This is a genomic window from Paenibacillus sp. HGH0039 (assembly GCF_000411255.1).
GTDB lineage: Bacteria > Bacillota > Bacilli > Paenibacillales > NBRC-103111 > Paenibacillus_F.
On the sequence record NZ_KE150412.1, the window covers coordinates 27,595 to 49,793 of the forward strand.

Genomic DNA, 22,199 nt, shown 5'->3' on the forward strand with positions numbered 1-22,199 from the left:
AATTATTTTTTCTTCTGCATACCGCCCATGATAAGCATAATAATCCCGATTACTGCTAAAATAATCCGAACTAAGAATGGATTCAATGAAAACACAGTTTCACCTTGCCAATACAATCCGAACAACCTTTCATTCAGCCCCACTATCGTCAATAACGGCTTAAGAAACAAACTCAGCGCTAATAATACGATCCCCCAAATAATTTTGTTATTCATTGATCAAAACCCCTTTCCAATTAACATAAATGAAGATTATTTCACAATAAAACGATCTATCCTTGCGTTTCGAGAATTTTATCCGATATTGTCAATGTCTGCTTGATAATATCCACAACAGGTTCATAATTCTCTGTAATAAAAAAGTGACCACCATCTACCGTATGAAAAGTCGCTGCCCCACCCGCATAATATTTCCACTCGCTCATGTCATATATGATAGCACTGCGGTCGTTGCGACCATTAATGATTGTAATATCACAAGCGATCTTATCTTTTTTCTCTTGGTAACAATATGTTTCTGATATCTTAAAATCAGCGCGCAATATCGGTAAGAATAAATCAAGCAACTCTGGATTTTTGATTATTTCATGTGTACTGCCCCCATAAGTCATAACCGCATGCAAAAATTGCTCGTCTGGCAATCGATGAATTGAAGTTTGGTTATGCTTATTTTGCGGTGCGTTACGTCCGCTAAAAAAAATATGCTGCGGTTTATGAACACCGTTCTCGATTAACTTATAATACGTTTCAAACGTAAGTAATGAACCTAAACTATGTCCAAATATCGCATAATCGTCGTTCGAAGCAACATTGCTTGCTATCGTAGCAGTGATATCCTCAACAATAGTATCTATGTCATCCCGAAGTGGCTCAAAAATTCTCTTGCCATGGCCCGGCAATTCCACAGGGAACAATTGTATATCGCTGCTTAACGATTTGCTCCATTTGCGATATACTTCGGCGGATCCCCCTGAATAAGGAATGCAAAACAGTTTAATCTCATTGCCCATATCAATAACCCCTTTCTACAAATCGACAATGCGAGATATGATGATACAATCATGTATCATTTGTTACTTTTAATTACTTTTATCGCTTCATCGAAAGAGGATACATTGCCTTTTTCCACATTGTCTAACATTGACATAATATCATCATCGGACAATTTATAATCCGGTACAATAACCGCCTTGTCATCGGATTGTTCTTTACCGATACCGCGCTTCTTATCAATGAGCCCCGCTAATTCTTCTACGGAAGAGTGCGTAAAAATATCCGTAATATCAATCGTTCTAGGATATATCGCATTTATTTCCTTTAAAAGTTCCATCGCATGAATTGAATCCCCTCCGAGAGAATTAAAACTCTCATAGATATCAATCTCTCTTAGATCCAAAACGACAGCATAGCGGAACGCCACTTCATTCTCTGTGGTCGTATAATTATCATTTTTACCTATAATGTGTATATCTTCTGGTGCAATCGTTTGTTTTGCTACTTGTTTTTTCTGTGTATTGTGACGACTTATATGACGATCAAGGTTTTTCTTCAACCATGGCGACAGTCTAAACGGAAGATTATTCTCCCCTATTTGTTGAAGAATGTCATAATTGATTTGCCCTGGTATAACATTACTTAAATCGTACTTTATGATCTCATTTAGCGCCTGAATAGCTACTTCCGTCTCTAGCGAACGGAATAAGGTAACGGCATCAGCAACCTGATAATCTACTGCCATACCCACTTCACTCCATCCTGGCCAATTCACAGTTTGCACAGGTATACCTTTTTTCCGAAGGTACGGCGCATATGCATCAAGGAAAGCGTTCGCCGCGGTATAATCACTTTGCCCCGGTCCTCCTAATAAAGACGTCATCGAAGAAAACAGGATAAAGAAATCAAGCTTCTCTCCTCTCGTCAGAGCGTCCAATACTACCGTACCATTAATCTTTGGTCTTACGACATCACGAAATGTATTCATATTTTTGTTAAACAGAAATCCATCTCCTGCCATTCCAGCGCAGTGGATAATGCCATTAATAGGGCCATATGCTTCTTTTAGCTCTGATAGAATGCTTTCCATTTGTACCCTATCACTAACATCCGTATAGCGAAGCAAAACGGTACACCCTAGGTTTTCAAGATATAAGATCGATTCAATAAGGGTACTAAGTTTACGATCTCTATTCGAAAGTAAGGTTTGCCATGTTGACCGGTCAGGCAATGCTTTACGAGCCAGAAGACAGATTGTTCGTGCTCCCCTATTCCCTAAATCTATTGCCATTTGCAACCCTAATCCACCGGTACCTCCTGTAATTAAATAGACGCCCGTTTGCTTAATCTCCATCTCCCTCATCGATTCTTGTTTCTGTTCGATTACAGTAAGTGCCTCCGTGAATCGTTGATTGTTTCGATATGCGACGCGGAAGGTTGGATTCTCCGTCAACACCTCATCCAGTACAGTCTCCATATCTGTTGCCTCATCTATGTCGATACAACGATAGCGAAGATTAGGATACTCTGTCGCAGTTGACTTGGCTACTGCCAGAAAGGCTGCGTTTGCAGGCTTGATACAAGCTTCTTCCCCTGTTACTTCATGTGCATAGTCAGTCAACAACACAAACTCGACAGAATCACGGATCGTTCTAAGTATCGCTCTGGTCAAATAAACCACACTATAGAGACCTTGATGTAATTCTTCTCCGTATCGCTCCGCCGAAACGTCCGTTCGTGTAAAGTTAACGGTACTGAAGTGATAGACCGAACAAAGATTGTTCACACCAATCGCAGCAAGCAGTTTGTCGTAATCTTCCTCATCCTCACCAACCGTAAACTGGGTTGCATCAATTTGGCTGAATTTTTTGCCGATAGAGACAAAAAACAACCGACTGTCTTGATGCTGGATTTGTTCTGCAAGCGCACGAGCATAATATTCACCCTGGTCACAAAAAACTAATACATTACCTTGCACATTCTGAGTTTTTTGTATCGTTGCCGGTTGCAACATCCAGTTTGTACCGTAAAAGGCGTTCTTTTTAAACTCATTCATTTTGCTAATTTGCCGAAGCGTGACTTCTTCCGCCTCTGCGATCACATTGCCAGATGTATCCACGAGTGAGACACGGAACGTAAAAACTTCTGTATTATTATCCTTTGTCAAAATAGTAATCTTACTATAAAAATGACGCGGAACCCGGCGATAGAATTTTAAGTTTTTATACGAGAAAGGCAATAGTTTACGCCCACCCGTATAGAGTCGGATAACAGGTATATTAATTGCATTGTCAACCAATGCCGGGTGGAAAGAAAATTGGTCTAAATCAGACAAATATTTGTCTGGAATTTGTATCTCGGTTATAATTTCATCCCGATCACCATTTGCTTTGGTGAAGAAATTCATTATGGATTCCCAACGCTCACCAAAATAATTATCACTTTCCCAACTATTAAGAATCAGCTCTTTTTCTTCCAACCCTTGTTTAATACTAAACTTTTTCAAAGCGGGGTCTGATTCTATTTCTGAAAATTGCAACTGCTTAGGCGGCGTATCATCATGCATACAAACCGTACCCTTGGAATGTTCTATCCACACGTCCCCAGTTGATTCCTCATGCCTAGATACAACCGAAAAATCTGCGTTAACGTCATTTTGGGTAATAACAATATGGATATCCATATCTCCCTCATAAGCTAGCAACGGGGCCATAAAAACGAGATCCTGAATCACAATATTTGCATTGTTAAAACAATGCTGGCATGCTTCTTTAATCATTTCAAGATATGCCGTTCCGACTAGCAGATGGGTGCCCATAAGCTTATGGTCGGTAACAACCCATTCTTTTGTAAGTTCGGGATTAACGAGATACACACTTTGCTTCATCGAATCAACAATACATTGATGAACAAGCGGATGTAATATCGTACTATCCGGTTTCCTGAGAATAGATTGTGCCATTGTAATCGGTTCAGCCCAATAATGTGTTCTATCAAATGGATACGTAGGTAAGGAAACGCGCTTATATGAACCATCTTGATACAACTGCTTCCAATCAACTGTGGCTCCTTTCACATACAGTTCACAAAGCTTGGAGAGTTGCGAACTGTTTTCACTCCCTTCTCTTCCTGTTAAAACAATTTTTTGCGCTTCTTGTGTTATGCGATTTAGCTCACTAGTTGAAATATCGCCTTCATTTATACTTTGCCGCTTATCCGATACGACATGATTTTTTCCATAGTAAATGCTATGATTGACCATATTTTTTAATTCGGTTTTTTTCAGAATAGCAAGTTTGTCTGTTAGGTCTTTGAGGGTATTGAATACAATAGCGATTCGATAGGTATAATGCCCCCGGCCCGTGTTCGCCGTATAGCATAGGTTACCGATCGGTATATCCTGTTCATTCTCAAGAAATTGTTCATAGTTATGAATTAAGCTTTTTAAAGCGGTTTCAGTTTTTGCCGATAGAGTAAGTACATTATTTGCCGTCGTGTCTGGTAACAGATCAGAATCCTTATATTCTTCTACGATAATGTGGCAATTGGTTCCACTAAAACCAAACGCACTTATTCCTGCTCGCAGCGGCATTTCCCCGCTATCCCAATTCATGCATTTGTCGACTACATATAGAGGTGAATTGATAAAATTAATGTATGGATTCGTCTCCTCAAAATGAAGACTCGGTGGTAACATCCGGTGTTTCATAGATAGAAGAACTTTTAATAGATTTGTAGGGCCGGCAGCACCGACCGTATGTCCGATGTTTGTTTTCACAGAACCAATTCCACAGAATTGCTTTTTATCCGTAAATTTTGAAAAAGCATTTGATAAGCCAGTAACTTCAATCGGGTCACCGAGCAACGTTCCAGTACCATGTGTCTCGACGTAACTGATAGATTCAGGTGAAACATTAGCTTTTTTCCAAGCATTAATGATGACTTCCTCCTGGGCGAGCGGATTCGGAGCAGTGATACCGTTTGAAGCCCCATCATTGTTTATTGAACTCCCCTTTATCACACCGTAAATGTGGTCGCCATCTTTTATCGCTTTCTTGAGCGGCTTCAATAAGAATACAACAACACCTTCAGAGAACACCGTACCACTACACTTTTTGTCAAAGGTGCGGATGCGATAGTCCTTGGATTGGACGGTGTCCATAATACTCATATCCTCATCTGATGTTTCTTTGTTATCACTATCTTGCATATTGAAACCAGTGATGCCGAGGTTAATTCCACCCGCCAGTGCCATGTCACACTCTTGATTGCGAAGAGCACTACACGCTTCATGTATTGCGACAAGTCCGGAAGAGCAGGCAGTATCAAGGACGAGAGCCGGCCCTTTTAAGTTAAACGTATAGCTAATACGGCTTGCTAAGATCCCATTCCAAAATCCGCTTAGTTTCATCTGATCATCTTCGGTCAGGTATTTATAATGGATAGAGTTTGTTTCATCTTTTCCTACAAATACACCCATGTTCGAATTGGTTATCGACGGAATGCTATAACCGGCATCTTCGATTGCTGTCACCGCAGTTTCCATGAATACCCTTTGCTCAGGTTCGATATAGCGTGCCTCCCGTGGAGGAATCCCGAAAAAGGCGGCATCAAATTTATCCCAATCCGTAATATAACCACCTTGAAACTGTTCAAGTTTGTCATAATTTTCTGGCGATGGATTATAGCCGATATACTCGGCAAATGCAATATTCTTTAAGAGCATTTTGTCAAAAACGAGCCTATCTTCAGGTTTCGGCACAAAACACACCCTGCTATTTACCAAATTACCCCAGAATTCTCCTGGATTTTTTGCCATAGGCAGCCTGTTTGCAACGCCAATGACCGCTATTTCGGTTAATTTCTCTTCTTCATTTTGTTGAAGCTTCGCTAACAAATTTACTGCTTCTGTTTGGGAAATATGCTTCATGCTGAGTTGATCTAAAATAAATCTTTTTACAGTGTTCATAACTAAATACCTCCTTTTAATTGTCCTTATCAAGTAACGCTAGTACCTGCTCCATATTCATATCACCTGCAACGAATTGGTCTACCATATCCTGTATGTTATTACTACTTTCCTTCTTAATTGTTATTTTGTTACTCTTCGTTGTCTTTGTCTCAATATATTGCGCGATTTCTACTACTGTAGAATATACAAACATATCCGTAATCACGATGATACCGGGATAGAACTTATCCAGTTCTTTTTGAAGATATGCAGCAAGCAATGAATTGCCACCCGACTCAAAAAATTTAGCATGGATATCTACTTCATCATTGCCGAGAGTTTGTGACCAAGCGTAGATTACATTTCTTTCAATATCCGTAATATCGCTCATACTTTTCCCGATCACAACGATCTCTTTATCCTCGGGGCTAGTCCCCTTACTCCAATGACTCTGATCGTTACCTCTATGATTGCTACTATTCTCAAACAAACTGATGATAAGATTGTCATGTTCCATTTCTAAAGCTTTATAATCAATATCTCCGATCAGTACCTGTGGCAGCTTTGTTTTTAAGGCATGCCAGAACGCGGCGGCTCCTTCTTCATCATTAAGGAATCGCACATACGGCCCTTCTTCGCGTATACCACTTACTGCCGCCATCCCTGATTCACGCCACCCTGTCCAGTTAATTGTCAAACTAGGCAACCCTAATGTACGGCGGTAATATGAAAAACTATCCAGAAACGCATTCGCAGCGACATAATCACTTTGTCCTGCTGCACCAAATATGGAGACGTAAGAAGAACACATCACAAAAAAGCTTAAAGGATCATTGCGCGTCAGTTCATGCAATACCCAGGTTCCGGCAATTTTCGGTCTTAAGACGGATTCATACGTTTGCCATGTCTTATTCATAATGAAACCATCTCCAGCAATACCGGCAGCATGTATTATCCCGCGGACCGCTCCATGTGCATCTCGTAATTGCTGTAATGCATCATCCATTTGTATATAGTCAGCAATATCAACCTGCATAATATCCAATGAGTATCCTTGAGACCAAAGGCTTTGTACCTGCTCCAGTTTCTTACGCAGAATTGGATCAATAGGCTCCGATAGAAGCGAAAATGTATCTCTTGAATAGGTCCTGTTAAGCAACACGATATGAATAGTTGGATTAAGGCGGAATAAGTATTGGGAAATGGCTAACCCCATGCCACCTAACCCACCTGTGATGATATAAACCCCGTTATCGACTAACGTCATTTGTTCATCATTAAGGGCTGTTCCATGTGTGACATTGTTAAGTTGTTGCATATACTTAACATTTTTTCGATAGGACACCGCATGCAACGATTCATTGCTAAGCATGTCTTCGATTAGAACGTCTGCAGACGTATCGTTATCAATATCTATTACGCGTGTCTTTATGTTCGCATACTCTCTGCCGATCGTATTGACCATACCACTCAATCCGTAGCTCAACGGTTGAATCCATTCTTCCTCACCGGTTACTTTCGTTGCATTTGAGGTGTATATAACCAAGTTTATTGAATGACGAACATCTTGGTTAAGTAATGCTTTTATCAGATTAAATGTGCTTTTGAAGAGCAACTCCATCTCTGTTATAAGCTGTGATCCTGTTTGCATTTCTTCATGAATAAGCGAAGCCATATGAACAATATATTTAATATTCTCCTTCGCCAATGAAGATAGGATGGTATCAAAATCACATGCCTCTCTTAACTCTACAGCTATTATCCGCTCTCCAAAGTACTGACGCATCTGCAGCATCAGAGATGAATTGAGTTGCCCTTGACGATACATTACGAGTATGCAATCGTCTTCCTTCACAACATTCACCGCTTTATCAATGGGGTCAGAACAAGCAATCCAGTGTGTCGTTCTATACTGATGTTGGGAGGACTTCATAAAGTTCTTCTCGTCATGGATTTTTTTAATAACATAATTGTTCAGCTCCCCAATGATATGAAAATCCTCGTCCAGTAGCGTGATGTCAAAAGCCGCAAACTCCTGAGTTACACGTTCTTGCTCTTTTAGTTTAATATAGCTATACATCCTAGGCGGAAGAGGTTGGTAGAAGCGCGCTTGTTCACAGGAGAATGGCAAAAACACATCATTAATAATCAAATTTCCAGAATTAATTGCCGGATCTAGTAAAGACGGAAACAGTATATATTGATCCACTTCTGTTAGTAAGCTTTTATCAACTGAGAAACAAAGTAAAAGTTCTTTATCATTCTTATAAAGCGCCGATAGATTGTTCCACTTATTACCTGTAATTTCTACAATTGATTTAGGTACCAATGATGTATGCTTATCCATTACCTCACAACGAGCTATAATCGAAGTGATATCAATTGACCTATTTTTAGGAGGGGCATGTTTTCTTTTGCGCACAGATACTTCTAAATGATGGATCCATTCAGATTCCTTATCGTTTTTACTAAAGCAATTTACCGAAATGCCATCATGCTCCTCCCTTATGATGGTATGAATCGTACGAGTTTCATGCCGGCCACAAGCAAATGGAACACAATATAATAGATTTTCAATATCAAATTGAGCATGTTTTAAATACCGAGTGCTTACGAATACTGCCATTTCAAAAAAAACAGTGCCGGGTAAAACATGAACACCATTTATCATATGACATTTTAATTCCCAACATTGTTCAACATTCATCTTTGTCATATATACATGCATACGATGGGTATCTAACACACATGTATGAACTAATGGATGAAGATTCTCTTTGCGAGATTCAACTAATTCTTTTTCTTGTTTAGACGGTAACGAAACCCAATATCTTTTGTGATCGAACGGATAAGTAGGGATGCTCAATTTACGTCGTTCTTCTCTTCCATATAATTGATCCCAGTCAACAGTCGCACCTTGGACATATAGTGCAATTAATGCATTTAATAACTCCTTATGTTGCCCTCCGTCCGATTCATGGATAATTTGCTGCGTTATTTCAGCAGCTTTTTGCGAAAGTAATTGCACCGTATTGCGGTGAATATATCCATCCGTAATATCGGAATCTGTTATTTTATGTTCGCCATAGACATATCGGTTATCGTTAGCATGCTGTGTGAAACTAATCGCAAAAAGATCATCCGGAGAATGAAGAATCATCGCAAAACGGCATTCAAAATGAACTCTCCCGACATTGGCGGTATAGCATAAATCATCAAGATTGCAGTTTGGCATTTGCGTTAAGTATTGCTTATATAGCTCAATGTAACGGCTAACAGTCTGTTCATCTTTGGCCGAAACTGTAAATATCCGAGACTGTTTTGGACTATATAGTACACTATCTACTTGGGGGGCTTCTTCTAAGATGACATGGCAGTTTGTCCCGCTCATGCCGAAGGAACTAACGCCACATCGTCTTGGGTAATGCGCCGGCTCCCAATCACATAACTTATCATTAACATAAAGAGGAGATGATGAAAAATTAATCTTTTGGTTAGGTGCTGTGAAGTGAAGCGTTGGAGGTAATTGCTTATGCTTTAGCATTAAAACTGCTTTAAGTAGCCCTACCGCTCCCGCCGCACTATCAAGGTGACCCACGTTACTTTTTACAGATCCGATTGCACAGAACTGTTTCTTGTCCGTCACTCGGCTGAACGCACGTTCTATACCGTTAATTTCAACAGGATCGCCAAGTTTTGTTGCTGTACCATGCGCTTCAATATAGGATATCGTCTCAGGATTGATTCGAGCGTCTTTCCATGCGCCTCTTATGACAGATTCTTGAGCCTCAGCATTTGGTGCAGTAATGCCGATCGAAGCTCCGTCTTGGTTGATACTTCCCCCTTTAATAACCGCATAAATATTATCGCGGTCGCGGACCGCATCGCGTAACGACTTCAGGATAAAACATATAACACCTTCTCCTGTGCCTGTACCGTCTGCATCATAGTTAAACGTCTTCGTTCTTGAAGAAGAAGATTCAATACCCATCTTGTTCTCAATCACTTGTGGTGTGGGTGTTATTCTGAATCGAACAGAACCCGCAATCGCCATTGTAATGCTACCATTCATGATTTGCTCACAAGCCATATGCACAGCTACCAAAGAGGATGAGCAAGTCGTATCAATATTAACTGCCGGTCCTTTTAGATTTAACAGGTAGCTAATTCTACTAGCGATAATGGCATCCACATTTCCAGAAACTGAAATTCCGTGCGTATGCGCTTCATTCTCTTTCAGCAACGAACGGTAGGAATCAGGCGGACTTGTATAGCCTAAAAACACACCTGTCGGACTTCCTTTTAAACGACCGCCACCATAACCGGCATCCTCAAGCGCTGTCCAAGCCGACTCCAAAAACATACGTTGCGCTGGATCCATGAATTCAGCTTCCCGAGGTGAGATATTAAATACACTTGGATCGAATAAATCGATTCGTTCCATATAAGCACATTGCCCTAAACTTTCAGGCATTTCCTTCTGTTGCATGTATTGATAGGATCGAACCGCATCCTGATACCGTTGTTGCGGAAAATCAGTGATCAAGTCCATCCCATCGCGGATATAATCCCAAAACTCATTCACATTGTTGGCTTTTCCAACTTTTGCATGTAAACCAATGATCGCTATATCTTGAGCAGAAGGTTCATGACAATCGGAATCGGATAGCGAATACGGTATTTGCTTAATCATATTCAAATCCACTGGATAGCCCCCTTCTTTTGTTAAATTGCATTGTAATCAAAATGCTCGAAAATGGTTTCTGTATTGGAATCTCTGAATAACTCTTTTAATCTTGCGATCTGTTCTTCTCGGCTTGTTTGTTTCGTTTTGAACATCATTAGCAGCATTGTAATAGCTTGTTGCATCTCATCTTCAGTAGCCGTTCTTCCTTCATTTTCAATCTCGCTCTGAAGTGCATTTAGCTTGTTATAGGGTTCAATAACCCCTCGTTGGTATTGTTCACTATCCCAATTATTGTTACGGGTAGCCGCAAAAATACCTAAACTTCTGGACAAAAACGGAATAGCAGTATTCTGAATGTGTTTTTCAAGTTTTTCGATATCATTAGTATGGTCATACGCAAATATAGGCGTGTCACCGAAAATGTTATTCATCAAGTTCTTAAGTACATGTCCCGGACCTACTTCCACGCCATATTGGATCATATATTTTTTAGCATAGAGCATGCAGTCTACCCAGCGAACAGGTGAGTAAATTTGCGCTGTAAGATTAGGAATGATATCCTCGCTGCCCAGGTAAGGCTTAGCTGTGACGTTAGAAAGAACAGGTATCGTAAAATTTGTAAACCGGTATTTTTTAAGTTCTTCTTCAAAAAGCGTTGCAACCGGTTGCATAATGCTACAGTGAAATGGAGCGCTTACATTGAGATAAACAGATTTTAGCCCCTCTTCATTCAGTAAATTTACAACCTTATCAACAGCTTTACGATGTCCAGAAATAACGGTTTGCGTGCGTGAATTATAATTTGAGATACTTACCACTTCGTTTGATTGAGTAACCGAATGACAAATATGCTCAAGTTTCTCCACATCACGCATCATCACTGACACCATGCAACCTGCTTCCGGTGCAATCGCTTCTTGCATCAACTCTCCCCGTTTACGCACAATTCTGACCGCATCAGCAAAATCGATGGCACCTGCGCAAGTGAGTGCAGTAATCTCACCTAAACTATGTCCGGCCATTAAGTCGGGTTTAATCATGTGCCTATCCATCAGTACACGATACATGGCTACACTTGTTGTTAAAATCGCAGGCTGGGCATTATGTGTTAATGTTAAATTCGTTTGATCACTTTCAAAACACAACTTCTTTAGATCAAATGACAATGCATCACTCGCTTCCGCGAATACATCTGAAGCGATTTTAGAATTTTCACATAGTGTTTTTCCCATGCCAACATACTGTGAACCTTGTCCCGGAAAATAGAATGCTTTTTTCATCATTTTAATTGATTAGACCGTTCATCAACGCCCTAATCTACCCTCCTATCCAACATTTCGATTGTGTAAAACAGTAACCTGGAACATCAATCAATCTGGGTTGTTCGTCATGAAACAAACTATTAAAATCAATGGCATAACCGTTCACATAGTACTCAGCTATTTCATGCATATCATACCTGGCAAAAGAAGATAGCATGCCTTGCTCTACATCACGATTTTCTGCAACGCTCTTTCTTCTTTTCTCATCATAGTAAATATCATGACTGGATCTGTTTTGAGCGATCCATTGGCTTAAAGTATCATAGAGGTCATCAAATGTACGGTAAACAACCGCTAGGCGATACGGACTATAATGCTGCCGACGTGCTAGAACCGTATAGGAAAAATCAAGCGCGTTAGCCGTCTCCGTATCCTTGTATTGCTTTACAAATTCCGTAAATTTGCTGATTGTCTGTTGCAAGGAAACAAGCGTGTGCCCCGATATACAAAATAAATAGCAGTCTTTAATCCATGGCTGTAAATTCAGTTCATCAGGAATATACTCTTCATATATGGTAAGTGCATTCCCTCCGCCATATCCACTAGAAAACGATGCAACGATACGTTTTTTCCCTTCCTCAACTTCCCAGTCTTTTAATTTGTCGTTTATATAAAATGGCGAATTGATTAAATCCAAATAGGAGGAAGGGGTATCAAATTTATAGACAGGCGGTATCTGTTTATTTTTTAAGGCAAGCACAGAACACACAGCATTACTCAAACCTAACATTGCTTCTGAATAGCCTAAATTCACACTCGTTAGTCCAAGTGCACAATATTGTTTTTTCTGTGTAGAAGTTTGAAAGCCATTAATCAATCCTTTAACTTCTAACGCTTGTTCAATTCTTTCACAATACCCTTCACCGTCAACATACGTAATATCTTCCGCGCTTAGATTCGCATCATTAAGCGCTCCCTGTACGACTTGTGTAATCATTTCCGAACTTGTTTGCAGAAAGTCAACGCTCGCCCCACCACTGTTATTTGTATCTATCCCCCGGATAATCCCATGTATCCGGTCTTGATCCGCCACCGCCTTATCAAGCGGCTTTAAATACAAGGCGATTGCTCCTTCTCCTAGATAGTTACCACCAGGCTCATCATCAAAGCTTTTACTCGCAATATCCGGCGCATGATGAAAAACTTCATTCAATACTATTCTTTGATCAAGCAAATGCGAAATATTGATTCCCCCGACAAGTGCTGACGTAATTTTACCCATTTCAAGCAAATTGCAAGCCTCATAAAGCGCTAATGCACCACTAACACAACTATTCTCAATTACAGTTGAAGGACCTCGCAAATCAAATTTATTTGAAAGACGTGTAGCAAGAAAGCTAGTCCAATTCAACATATACGATTTCATGTTAATATCATCGATATGCTTAAGATAATTAACTAATTGGTTAGCAGTAAAATTAGCGGCGATATACACCCCTGTAATCTCATTTCTGCGGTCTGTGCCAAGATAACCCGCATCTTCAAGTGCCCGGTACGCAGCTTGAAGCATGATTCTATGGCTAGGTTCCATCAATGAAGCATCTTCATGCGATATACCAAATAACTCATAATCAAACTCATCGATATCTGATAAGATGGCACCATAATGATAATTACGCTCATCAGTATCTAATCCACCTAACAATTGCGCGGCGCGTGTTATTCTATCCTTTGGACAAGCCTGTATTAACGTGCGCTTGTTTGATATTACATCCCATATGTCGTTATAATTGTCAGACAAAGGAGATTTCCAACCTATTCCAACTATAGCAACCGGTGTCTTTTGCGAATTCAGTCCCTTTAATAATTGACCCGCTTCTGCTTTATCTATTCTTCCGTCTTTGAACATCGAGATAACGAGGTCCATTGCATTCGTCTTTTTAGTTGTTATCATATTGTCGCTCCTTCCTTAAGACATACCACTAACCGGTGTGCCCTTTGCTAGTAACGTGGTCTTACTCAAATCAATGAACATATCAACATCTTCGATTAGAGTTTCTTCCTGGAGATCGGATAGTCTTAGGTTTATCTCATTTGCCTCAGTCTTTTTTCCATGCATAATTTGCATAAAATAGCGGCTTGCATCTGCCATATCTGAGTCGGAAGGTTGTTGATTGGAGGACGAGTACTTATCATAGATGTCTTTCAACTGATTGTATGGCGTAACGACATTTTGTAGATAATCCATATTGTCACAATTATTGTTTGGTACACTAACTGCAACTCCTAACATCCTTGACAACAAATACGTCTTATTAAATAACTTTCTTTTCTTGAACAGTTCTGTGGAATAATAAGGGTCGCCTTCATAATCCATCGTAAGAACACGTGCTGCAGGCTCAACATCTAAAACCTGATGACGTAACATGTTGGAAGGACCTATTTCAATGAAGCGATAAATACCTTGGTTCGTCATATATCGAATCGTATCTTTCCATCGTGTCTGGGTATAAGGTTGTAACATTAATCTCACAATATCTTCACTGTCCGTATATATTTTGCCATCTACAGCAGTGATAACGCTTTCAACATGCCTTTTTAATGTTAGTTTTGCAATAAGTGCCTGTAACCGTAATGATATTTCTTCCTTATTTGATGCATCGTTTTGGGACAGAGTAATTTGACTATGTCCTACAATAAAATTAAGTGCATCTGAAAAATCGACTGCCCCTGAACAAACTAATGCCGACAGTTCTCCTATATTGTGTCCTGCATAATAAGCTGGCTTAATATTAAATACGTCTTGGAAAACAGTGAAAAACGCAATGCTCGTTGTCAAAATAGCTGCCGACACAAATGTTTTATCATCGAATTCCTTCCTATCACCGTACATAATTCGTTCCCGCAGATGATAACCTAGACACTCGTCAGCAATATCATAAACCCTTTTTGCTGATGCATAGTTGTCATACATGGATTTTCCCATTTTTAAATATTGTGATCCTATGCCTGGCAGTAAGATCGCTATGTTGTACATAAACGCAACACTCCCTCCTTGGATGTTAAGACAGGTCGTAATCCATTGGATTACGACCTGTCTTTGCATATCATTTAATTTTTTGACCTACCACAATTGTTTGTATGTTCATATCACATCCTTACCTTTTCATTCCTTACGATAAAGGAAATAAATATAAGTAAAGCTGCAAAGCAAAGCAAATATATGAGTTGCTGTGAAGCAGCAGCAATACCTTTCCCGGCTATAACATCTCTACCTGCTTGCAAAAACCATGTCGTCGGAAAAAAATCTCCGATCTGCTGCGCAAATTTAGGCATAATCTCCCGCGGCCAAAAACACCCCCCCAGCATTAGCATAGGAAAGTAAATTAAAGTCGAGAGCGAACCGGCCATAAGGCGAGTGTTTGAGAATCTACTGATTGCTATACCTAGAGCGACACAAACAAGGGAGAAAGCCAAGCACACGAGCAACACTTCTTGTTTCTGCTGAGAGGTCTGCCCAAATGGAAAATCTACTATGCCAGATATAATGCTTAGTAACAATACGGATTGAATAGCAGCGATCACAAAACATGCCAGCATGTTTTGTATGAGATAACTAAATCTTGATACGGGCGTAACTGCAATACGATCATACACACCTGATAATTTATCTTGTAAGATTAAACTGGTGGAGAATGTCATAAGAAATATCATACCACTAGCAATAAATCCTAATGATTTTACCGCATTGCTGACGTCTCGTTCTGATCCTGCATACTTAAGCGCACTTTCATATGTAACGTTAAACGCGCTGTTCTTGTAATGGTCCATGCCTTGGTAAAAAATCTTCTCATCACCTCCAGACGCTCTTGCAATTTGTTTAGCAGAAGATACATAGCTTGACACATATACTTTTACAGGACCAAAGATGTCAGTACCTGTTGAATCATAGGTTAATACAGAGACGTTTTCCCCATTCAACAAGCTTTTGGTGAAGCCCTGCTGAAATAGCAACCCACCGTCTAGTTCTGAATTAATAACCATGCTTTTGACATCATCATTGCTCGTCAGATTGATAATCTTGTACTGCCCCTCCAATTGCTTTATAAAATCTTGAGTGAACAAGGTCTTGTCTTCATCTATTATCCCGATCTTATATTGAACTTCCTGAGATTTCACCACAATCAAAAAAACAGTCAGTAAAATCGGTATAACAAAAATAAACAACAAACTCCAACCCTTCTGGAAAAAACGTCTAATGCAATTAAGAAATATTGTCATTCTACCGTCCTCCTCGAAGCAGCCAGGCTTACAAGCACGAATCCGACACAAATTAATATCATTATTCCAATATTCATAAGTGCCTGTTCCACTTGATTCCCATATACGACATTGAAAAGAGCAGTCTTAGCGTAATAGCTTGGTGAAAGATAGGCAACTGATCCAAAGTCCGCGATTACAAAACCGCCAACGATGAAAGTCCCCCCCAAACTTATAAAATTGGATAATGATTGTGCTTTTTGAATGCTACGTGTAATAATAACCAGCATCAACCCAAGTAGTGTAACGAGTATGGATAATATAAACAAAGTAAGAAGTACAACTATAATATGGTTTCCCCAATCCACACCATACACGTACTTTGTAAACAAGAGTAAGATGACCGCTTGGAAAAATGTCACCAATGACAAACCAAGTCCTTTGCCAATATATTGTACATGCGGTTTTACAGTAGACAAGCGCATTCGATTACCTAAAGTGCCCAAATAGTCTTCAGACGCCATAAAAATACCGTATTCTTGCCCGTATAATAATAGCATCAGTATCATCGCTATGCTGTAATACCCCATCGCAGTCGTCGCTTGCGAACTTGAACTTGTTAAGGATTGTTCTTTGACATTCTCTTCATTTTTCTTCTGAGGCTCGGAACCAGACGCATCGACTTTTGCTTGTCCTGTTATGTTATAAATAACGCTAGACGTATTCACCAAATTGGTTAGGCTACTTACAATGTTCTTAACAACCAGCGTAGGTACACCGTAATCTGTTGCTAAGTAGACATTGACGACATGGGGGAGATCTTCATCGTCAGAGAAATTATCAGGAATATAAATAATGGCATCTGCTTCATCCTTATTAATAAGAACTTTGCCATCATCTACTGACGCAACCGGTTTTAGTTCCGCAAGCTGAGTAACATCATTTGAATGTAAAGCAGCATCAAAAATAGCGCCATACTTGCCTGAATCAAGGTTTGCATAAGCTATTGTGACCTTCCCCAATGACTTTTGTAGATCATATGTACTACCGAATACTGAACCCAAAATGAGAATAACGATAGCATAAGTAAGCAAATTAATCAAAATTGCTTTTGGATTCATGATCATCCGTTTAAACGCATAGAACATCTGGAACAAAATATTCATTGCATATCCTCTTTTCCGAATCAATCACGCAACTTCTTACCTGTTAATTGGAGGAAAACAGTTTCCAAATTCGGTTTTTCTACTGCCATATATTTTATATTAAAGTGTTGCTTGATTAATTGTTCCAATATAAGAGGAATACGACTGTCATCTTTGTCTAGTTTAATTTCTAATATCTCTTCGTTAACACTAAAGGACAAAACTCCATCAAAGGACTCGATTACTTTGACAGATTCCGCTGTATCAGCAGTGAATTCCAATCTTAGGCACTGTTCATGGATATGGTCCGCGATTAATTCGTCAATTGTCCCAAGTGCAATTAACTGACCAAAATCCATGATAGCAACGCGGTCACAGATTGCCTCGACTTCTTCCATATAGTGAGTCGTATAAATGACCGTCGTGCCTTCTTTGTTCATTATACGGATAGATTCCAAGATATGATTGCGTGATTGTGGATCAACCCCAACCGTCGGTTCGTCCATAAATAGAACACGCGGTTGATGCACAATCGCACAAGCAATATTGAGTCTCCTCTTCATGCCGCCTGAAAAGGTGCTCACTTTCGATTTCCTTCTGTCCCACAGACCAGTAAACTCCAGTGCCTTCTTAACCATTTGTGTTAACTCATTTCCGCGCAGACCATACAATCTGCCCCAATAAGTGACATTATCTATCGCATTTAACGTTTCAAATACAGCAATTTCCTGAGGAACGTAACCAATTTTACGTTTAATTTCTGTTGCATGTGTTGAAAAGTCTTTGCCGAGTATCTTCACTGAGCCACTGTTAAAACGTAAAAGTCCTAATATCGTATTCATCAACGTAGATTTCCCAGCCCCATTAGGTCCTAGCAACCCAAAGATCTCACCTTCACGTATGCTCAGATTAACCCCTTTCAACACATCGAGATTATTATATTTTTTGACCACGTCTGAAACTTCGATTATCACACGCACATCCTCCATAATACAGGTCGTCATGATCTACCCCCATATGAATAGTAAATGAATCAATTTAATAAATCTCAGTCCTTGATATAACAAGGTTCTTCAGGCATCAAAAAGGAGTACCTCCCCAAATCTCGAACAGGTTAAGTGACTAAGCAAACCAAAGAGACGAGGTGAACTCCCTATGACCTATATTCCGGAATGTGGAATCTCTCTTGTAGAAACAATTCCTTCGGCAGCTTCTTAATCCCGATCAGTAGTAAAGATCAGTCAGAGCAAAGCTCTCGAAGACATTCAGGAGACCAAGCCCCAGCCAAACAAGAAAAAAAGATGCCTGTATCGAAAAAGCGTGGTCGAAAGCCTAAACACGAGCGTGAAGCTTGGTTCAAAAAAAAGAAAATGGAAGAAGAACAGAAATCAATCTACGAGAATCAAGAAAAGTAGTGCGGGGAAAAATCTATTTTAGTTATGGAATTAAAGGTCACTTAGAAGTCGGAACAAGGAGTCAGTATATTCTTGGAGACTTGCTTTCTTCTGGGAATTTACATAACGGAAAAGCTGCCATTCCATTATTGAAAGGGATCACTTTACAGCATCCAAACTACACATTTAATTATGCAACTATGGATTCAAAAAATGAAGTTGATGAAATTGGAGTAATCTGTTGCTCTTTAAGGTAATGCATAATTGTGTAACTCAATCTGCAAAAAAATAGCGACCTATATCCATTTACATATAGGTCGCTTACTCTTATGTATTTGTGTGTAATTACTCATTTCGACATTTTTCAAAAAAAAAAACATAGCTTCGCCCTCTCGTCCAGCCATATTTTTCACCGAACTACTCAAGCTACTTGTTATGTCTCCTTATGACCAATAACGTGCCGAAACATCGATTATTGCCAGTCAGGTATTGTTATATTCATCTACATTAATACATTAATTGTTTTAATATGTTATAAAGCGACATATCATGATCAAATGATACTCCTGTTCATAAAACTTTGTCAATAGTTATCAGAATAGTGATTGAATTTGTTTCTTACTGTAGTCTTTAACACACTTCACACATACGCGCTAATGTATCTATGGCAACTTTAATCCCAGATGAACGAATCCCTACCTTGCTTGTCTTATGATCCAGCCATAATGGTTATTTATATGTAATATATGGAAATAAAATCTGCTGGATGCTTATATTAGTCAAGTTATCCAGGCGTTTGAAAAAATCGATCAAAAAATTGAAGCAGATGTCAAATGATAATTTCGTTCAAAACCGAGTAAATCTTCTACAACATAAATCCGAAGAGGGGCTACAGTCAGCCTTCGCCGGATTTTTAATTTGAAGGTTCATAAGGAGCGTGGATTTAATTTATGAATAATTTCAATTCCAACATCTACTAGTTTTTCGCTTCCCAAAAAGTTCAGTGAAATCTTAGCTCTATTTTTACGGCTATCAACTTTTTTAATGATTCCTTCTAATCCTTTTAGAGGCCCTGAAGTGACAAGTACTTTTGACTTAACAAGATAAACGCTAGAATACTCCAGTGTACCTCTATCACCAAGCAATTTGATAATGGGTTCGATTTCTTGAGGCTCTATTTTACATTCCTCTTTGTTAAAGCTCTTTCCATTATGGACGACACGATAGCAACGGGGGATTCTCTTAATTTTATAGTAGATTTCGTCGGTCAACCTACAATTGATCAGAACATAGCCAGGAAAAAGTTTCTTTATAACATGTTGAATCTTGCCGTTTTTTTTCTCGGGCACTCTTCGCTTAGGGACTAAGGCATTTAAAACAGAGGAGTCAAAATTCAGATTAAGATGTTGGAGCACCATTTCTTCTTGATTGGATTCAACAAATAATGCGTACCAGTATTTCATTTTCCGCTTCCCCTTTAATTTGTATATTATAGATATATAATACAACCTTTACCCTGAAAAATTTGTAATATTTTGTAGAATAAAGGTTTTCGCATTTTATTTTGTATGTGATTAAATAATTGTAGATAATAGGTAATACATATCCAGCAATCGTGGTGCAGTTCAGTCCCGTTGGTTTAAATAAAAATTCCGTTTATCTTCGTAAACGTGTTTCTGCTAGTGGTTTGAGACAATATTCATCGCAGAGCTTCCAAGTAAACTCAAAAAAACCGCTGAGATTATTCAGCGGGTAAACACTTCTTAGACAATTTTGTCATGAATTTGATCTTAATCTTGTCCTCAGTTGCATGATCTCTATAATTTCTCTTATCCCTCACCTTTCATCAAGTTTCATACAAATTGAATGTTCATTTATTAAAAAGCGGGCAGACCGAAATTATTGTCTCAGGCTACGCGTTCGTAAATCCCATTATGAAGTCCTGTCGTCAGTGTTATACTTTTTTTTCGCCGGATCACATATTTTAGGGTAAAGAGATTTCCTAGGATGTGATCCCCATTAGCCGACATTTAAAAAGGCTTAATTTTTGGTGTTTCTAGTAGCGTGGACAATGTCACGGGACAGTGTGCCATTTTTTTTGCTTTTCTCGAAAAAGGAATTGAATTTTATTCGATAGGATCCGGATTGTAAATCTTCCACGCGGTCGCAATGAATAAATGGTTTAATAATTGACACTTTCATTCTAGTTTCCGACATAAAACGGTGAATACGTGACATACTAAGGAGGAACAACAAGTTTAGGGGGAGCGTTTGCTTGCTAATTCATAAAATCGAAACCTTTCCGCTCTTTTATCGTCTTCCCGCGGCATATGGAGATGCCAACGGCATTAAATCATACAGAACCAATTATTTGTTCCGGATTACTACGGATACCGGCGTCGAAGGCTGGGGAGAGTGTGTGGATTGGCTGCCAACCTTGCATAAAGGTTTTCAGGAGCGAATCATTCCTTATTTGATAGGTAAACCGATCGTTGACAGAAGCAAATTGGTTCTGACTTTAAAAAAGTGGCATTCGCGCGCAGCCACAGCTGTTAGTATGGCTTTAACAGAAATTTTAGCCAAATCGAGCGGGTTGTCCGTATGCGACCTATGGGGCGGAAAATATCGGGATAAAGTACCCGTCTATGCCTCGTTTCAGTCCTATTCAGTAGAAACGGATTGGCACAAACACTCACTTGAAGCGATTAATCAAGCGGTTACCGAAGGATTTAACATGATCAAGATAAAAATAGGCGGTAAATCAATCGCTGAGGATCAACGCCATGTTCTGTCCGTACAACATTTGTTGCAAGGAAAGATTAGTTTGGCTCTAGACGCCAATCAAAGTTATGATGTGGCGGCAGCTCTTCAATGGAAGACTATGCTTGAGAAATCGCCCAATCTCCTATGGATGGAAGAACCGCTCCAAATTAAATATATAGCTGAATATATTGTATTAAGAAGCCGGTTCTTTGTTCCCTTGGCCGGAGGCGAGAACATCAAAACGGCATCGGATTTTATTCCCCTGCTCTCCCATTATGCTCTGGATTATATCACTCCCGATCCCTTGCATATTGCAGGGATAGACGAGTACAGGGAAACATTAAGCCTTGCCAGAAAATTTGGCATTCGTGCAACGCCTCATGCCTATGACGGTGCATTAACACGCTTATATGCTTTATTTGCTCAAGCCTGTTTGGAACCATGGAGCAAAATGGAAACGGAAATGATCGAACCCGTGGAATGGGATGTTATGGACAACCCGTTTAACCATTTGATTTCGGTTCAACCTTCAAATGGTGAGATAGCCATTCCATACGGCATCGGAATCGGGATTGAAATCGACCTGGAGATGCTTGCATTTTATCAATGGGACGGAAGCAGTTACGAATAGTTTCCTGCAAGGTGACGTGTTTATAGATGAACAAAAAAACTTCAACCCACTGCAGTGACGTTGAAGTTCTCTCTAGTTTCTTCTGTATGCTGAAATCAGTTTCGATGAAGATAA

12 protein-coding genes and 1 pseudogene are annotated in these 22,199 nt (G+C 39.5%); 2 read left to right on the forward strand and 11 right to left on the reverse strand.

What is annotated here, in order from left to right; all coding sequences use genetic code 11:
• Positions 1 to 2 precede the first annotated feature (2 nt).
• The 10 genes from HMPREF1207_RS00025 to HMPREF1207_RS00070 form a co-directional block, all read right to left on the reverse strand.
• The gene (locus HMPREF1207_RS00025) at positions 3 to 215 is read right to left on the reverse strand and encodes a hypothetical protein (protein WP_009673916.1); all 213 of its coding nucleotides are present in this window, start codon (positions 213 to 215) and stop codon (positions 3 to 5) included.
• Positions 216 to 271: 56 nt separating this feature from the next.
• Complete coding sequence (locus tag HMPREF1207_RS00030) at positions 272 to 1,009, reverse strand: thioesterase II family protein (protein ID WP_016423328.1); 738 nt, start codon at positions 1,007 to 1,009, stop codon at positions 272 to 274.
• A 56-nt stretch (positions 1,010 to 1,065) separates the two neighbouring features.
• Entirely contained in the window at positions 1,066 to 5,961 is a 4,896-nt protein-coding gene (locus HMPREF1207_RS00035) for an SDR family NAD(P)-dependent oxidoreductase (protein WP_016423329.1), read from the reverse strand.
• Between the two features lie 16 nt (positions 5,962 to 5,977).
• Positions 5,978 to 10,648: a beta-ketoacyl synthase N-terminal-like domain-containing protein gene (locus HMPREF1207_RS00040; protein WP_009673918.1), complete on the reverse strand. Its 4,671-nt coding sequence runs from the start codon at positions 10,646 to 10,648 to the stop codon at positions 5,978 to 5,980.
• Between the two features lie 20 nt (positions 10,649 to 10,668).
• A complete protein-coding gene (fabD, locus tag HMPREF1207_RS30090; RefSeq protein WP_036739332.1) occupies positions 10,669 to 11,913 on the reverse strand; it encodes an ACP S-malonyltransferase in 1,245 nt (414 codons plus the stop codon).
• A 34-nt stretch (positions 11,914 to 11,947) separates the two neighbouring features.
• The gene (locus HMPREF1207_RS00050) at positions 11,948 to 13,846 is read right to left on the reverse strand and encodes a beta-ketoacyl synthase N-terminal-like domain-containing protein (RefSeq protein ID WP_009673928.1); all 1,899 of its coding nucleotides are present in this window, start codon (positions 13,844 to 13,846) and stop codon (positions 11,948 to 11,950) included.
• A 15-nt stretch (positions 13,847 to 13,861) separates the two neighbouring features.
• Positions 13,862 to 14,929 (reverse strand): ACP S-malonyltransferase, encoded by a 1,068-nt coding sequence (locus HMPREF1207_RS00055; RefSeq protein ID WP_009673914.1) that lies wholly within the window; start codon positions 14,927 to 14,929, stop codon positions 13,862 to 13,864.
• A gap of 113 nt (positions 14,930 to 15,042) precedes the next feature.
• Positions 15,043 to 16,173, reverse strand: a complete 1,131-nt coding sequence (locus HMPREF1207_RS00060) for an ABC transporter permease (protein WP_016423331.1) — start codon at positions 16,171 to 16,173, stop codon at positions 15,043 to 15,045.
• Complete coding sequence (locus HMPREF1207_RS00065) at positions 16,170 to 17,318, reverse strand: ABC transporter permease (protein WP_009673922.1); 1,149 nt, start codon at positions 17,316 to 17,318, stop codon at positions 16,170 to 16,172. Before HMPREF1207_RS00065 ends, HMPREF1207_RS00060 begins: the two co-directional genes overlap by 4 nt.
• Positions 17,319 to 17,338: 20 nt before the next feature.
• Positions 17,339 to 18,271, reverse strand: a complete 933-nt coding sequence (locus HMPREF1207_RS00070; RefSeq protein ID WP_231391987.1) for an ABC transporter ATP-binding protein — start codon at positions 18,269 to 18,271, stop codon at positions 17,339 to 17,341.
• A gap of 427 nt (positions 18,272 to 18,698) precedes the next feature.
• Between HMPREF1207_RS00070 and HMPREF1207_RS30695 the strand changes: the two are divergent.
• Positions 18,699 to 18,856: pseudogene (locus tag HMPREF1207_RS30695) on the forward strand (IS5/IS1182 family transposase); the annotation flags it as partial.
• 761 nt (positions 18,857 to 19,617) lie between these two features.
• Here the strand turns inward: HMPREF1207_RS30695 and loaP are convergent.
• A complete protein-coding gene (loaP, locus tag HMPREF1207_RS00075) occupies positions 19,618 to 20,154 on the reverse strand; it encodes an antiterminator LoaP (protein WP_016423332.1) in 537 nt (178 codons plus the stop codon).
• 812 nt (positions 20,155 to 20,966) lie between these two features.
• On the opposite strand from loaP, the gene HMPREF1207_RS00080 reads away from it, so the two are divergent.
• Entirely contained in the window at positions 20,967 to 22,085 is a 1,119-nt protein-coding gene (locus tag HMPREF1207_RS00080) for a mandelate racemase/muconate lactonizing enzyme family protein (protein ID WP_009673917.1), read from the forward strand.
• Positions 22,086 to 22,199: the final 114 nt, after the last annotated feature.

What these genes read in the sequence shown, in the direction of transcription:
- HMPREF1207_RS00025 (WP_009673916.1), bottom strand. Translation starts at nt 215, where the DNA reads ATGAATAACAAAATTATTTGGGGGATCGTATTATTAGCGCTGAGTTTG.
- HMPREF1207_RS00030 (WP_016423328.1), bottom strand. Translation starts at nt 1,009, where the DNA reads ATGGGCAATGAGATTAAACTGTTTTGCATTCCTTATTCAGGGGGATCC.
- HMPREF1207_RS00035 (WP_016423329.1), bottom strand. Translation starts at nt 5,961, where the DNA reads ATGAACACTGTAAAAAGATTTATTTTAGATCAACTCAGCATGAAGCAT.
- fabD (WP_036739332.1), bottom strand. Translation starts at nt 11,913, where the DNA reads ATGATGAAAAAAGCATTCTATTTTCCGGGACAAGGTTCACAGTATGTT.
- HMPREF1207_RS00050 (WP_009673928.1), bottom strand. Translation starts at nt 13,846, where the DNA reads ATGATAACAACTAAAAAGACGAATGCAATGGACCTCGTTATCTCGATG.
- HMPREF1207_RS00055 (WP_009673914.1), bottom strand. Translation starts at nt 14,929, where the DNA reads ATGTACAACATAGCGATCTTACTGCCAGGCATAGGATCACAATATTTA.
- HMPREF1207_RS00060 (WP_016423331.1), bottom strand. Translation starts at nt 16,173, where the DNA reads ATGACAATATTTCTTAATTGCATTAGACGTTTTTTCCAGAAGGGTTGG.
- HMPREF1207_RS00065 (WP_009673922.1), bottom strand. Translation starts at nt 17,318, where the DNA reads ATGAATATTTTGTTCCAGATGTTCTATGCGTTTAAACGGATGATCATG.
- loaP (WP_016423332.1), bottom strand. Translation starts at nt 20,154, where the DNA reads ATGAAATACTGGTACGCATTATTTGTTGAATCCAATCAAGAAGAAATG.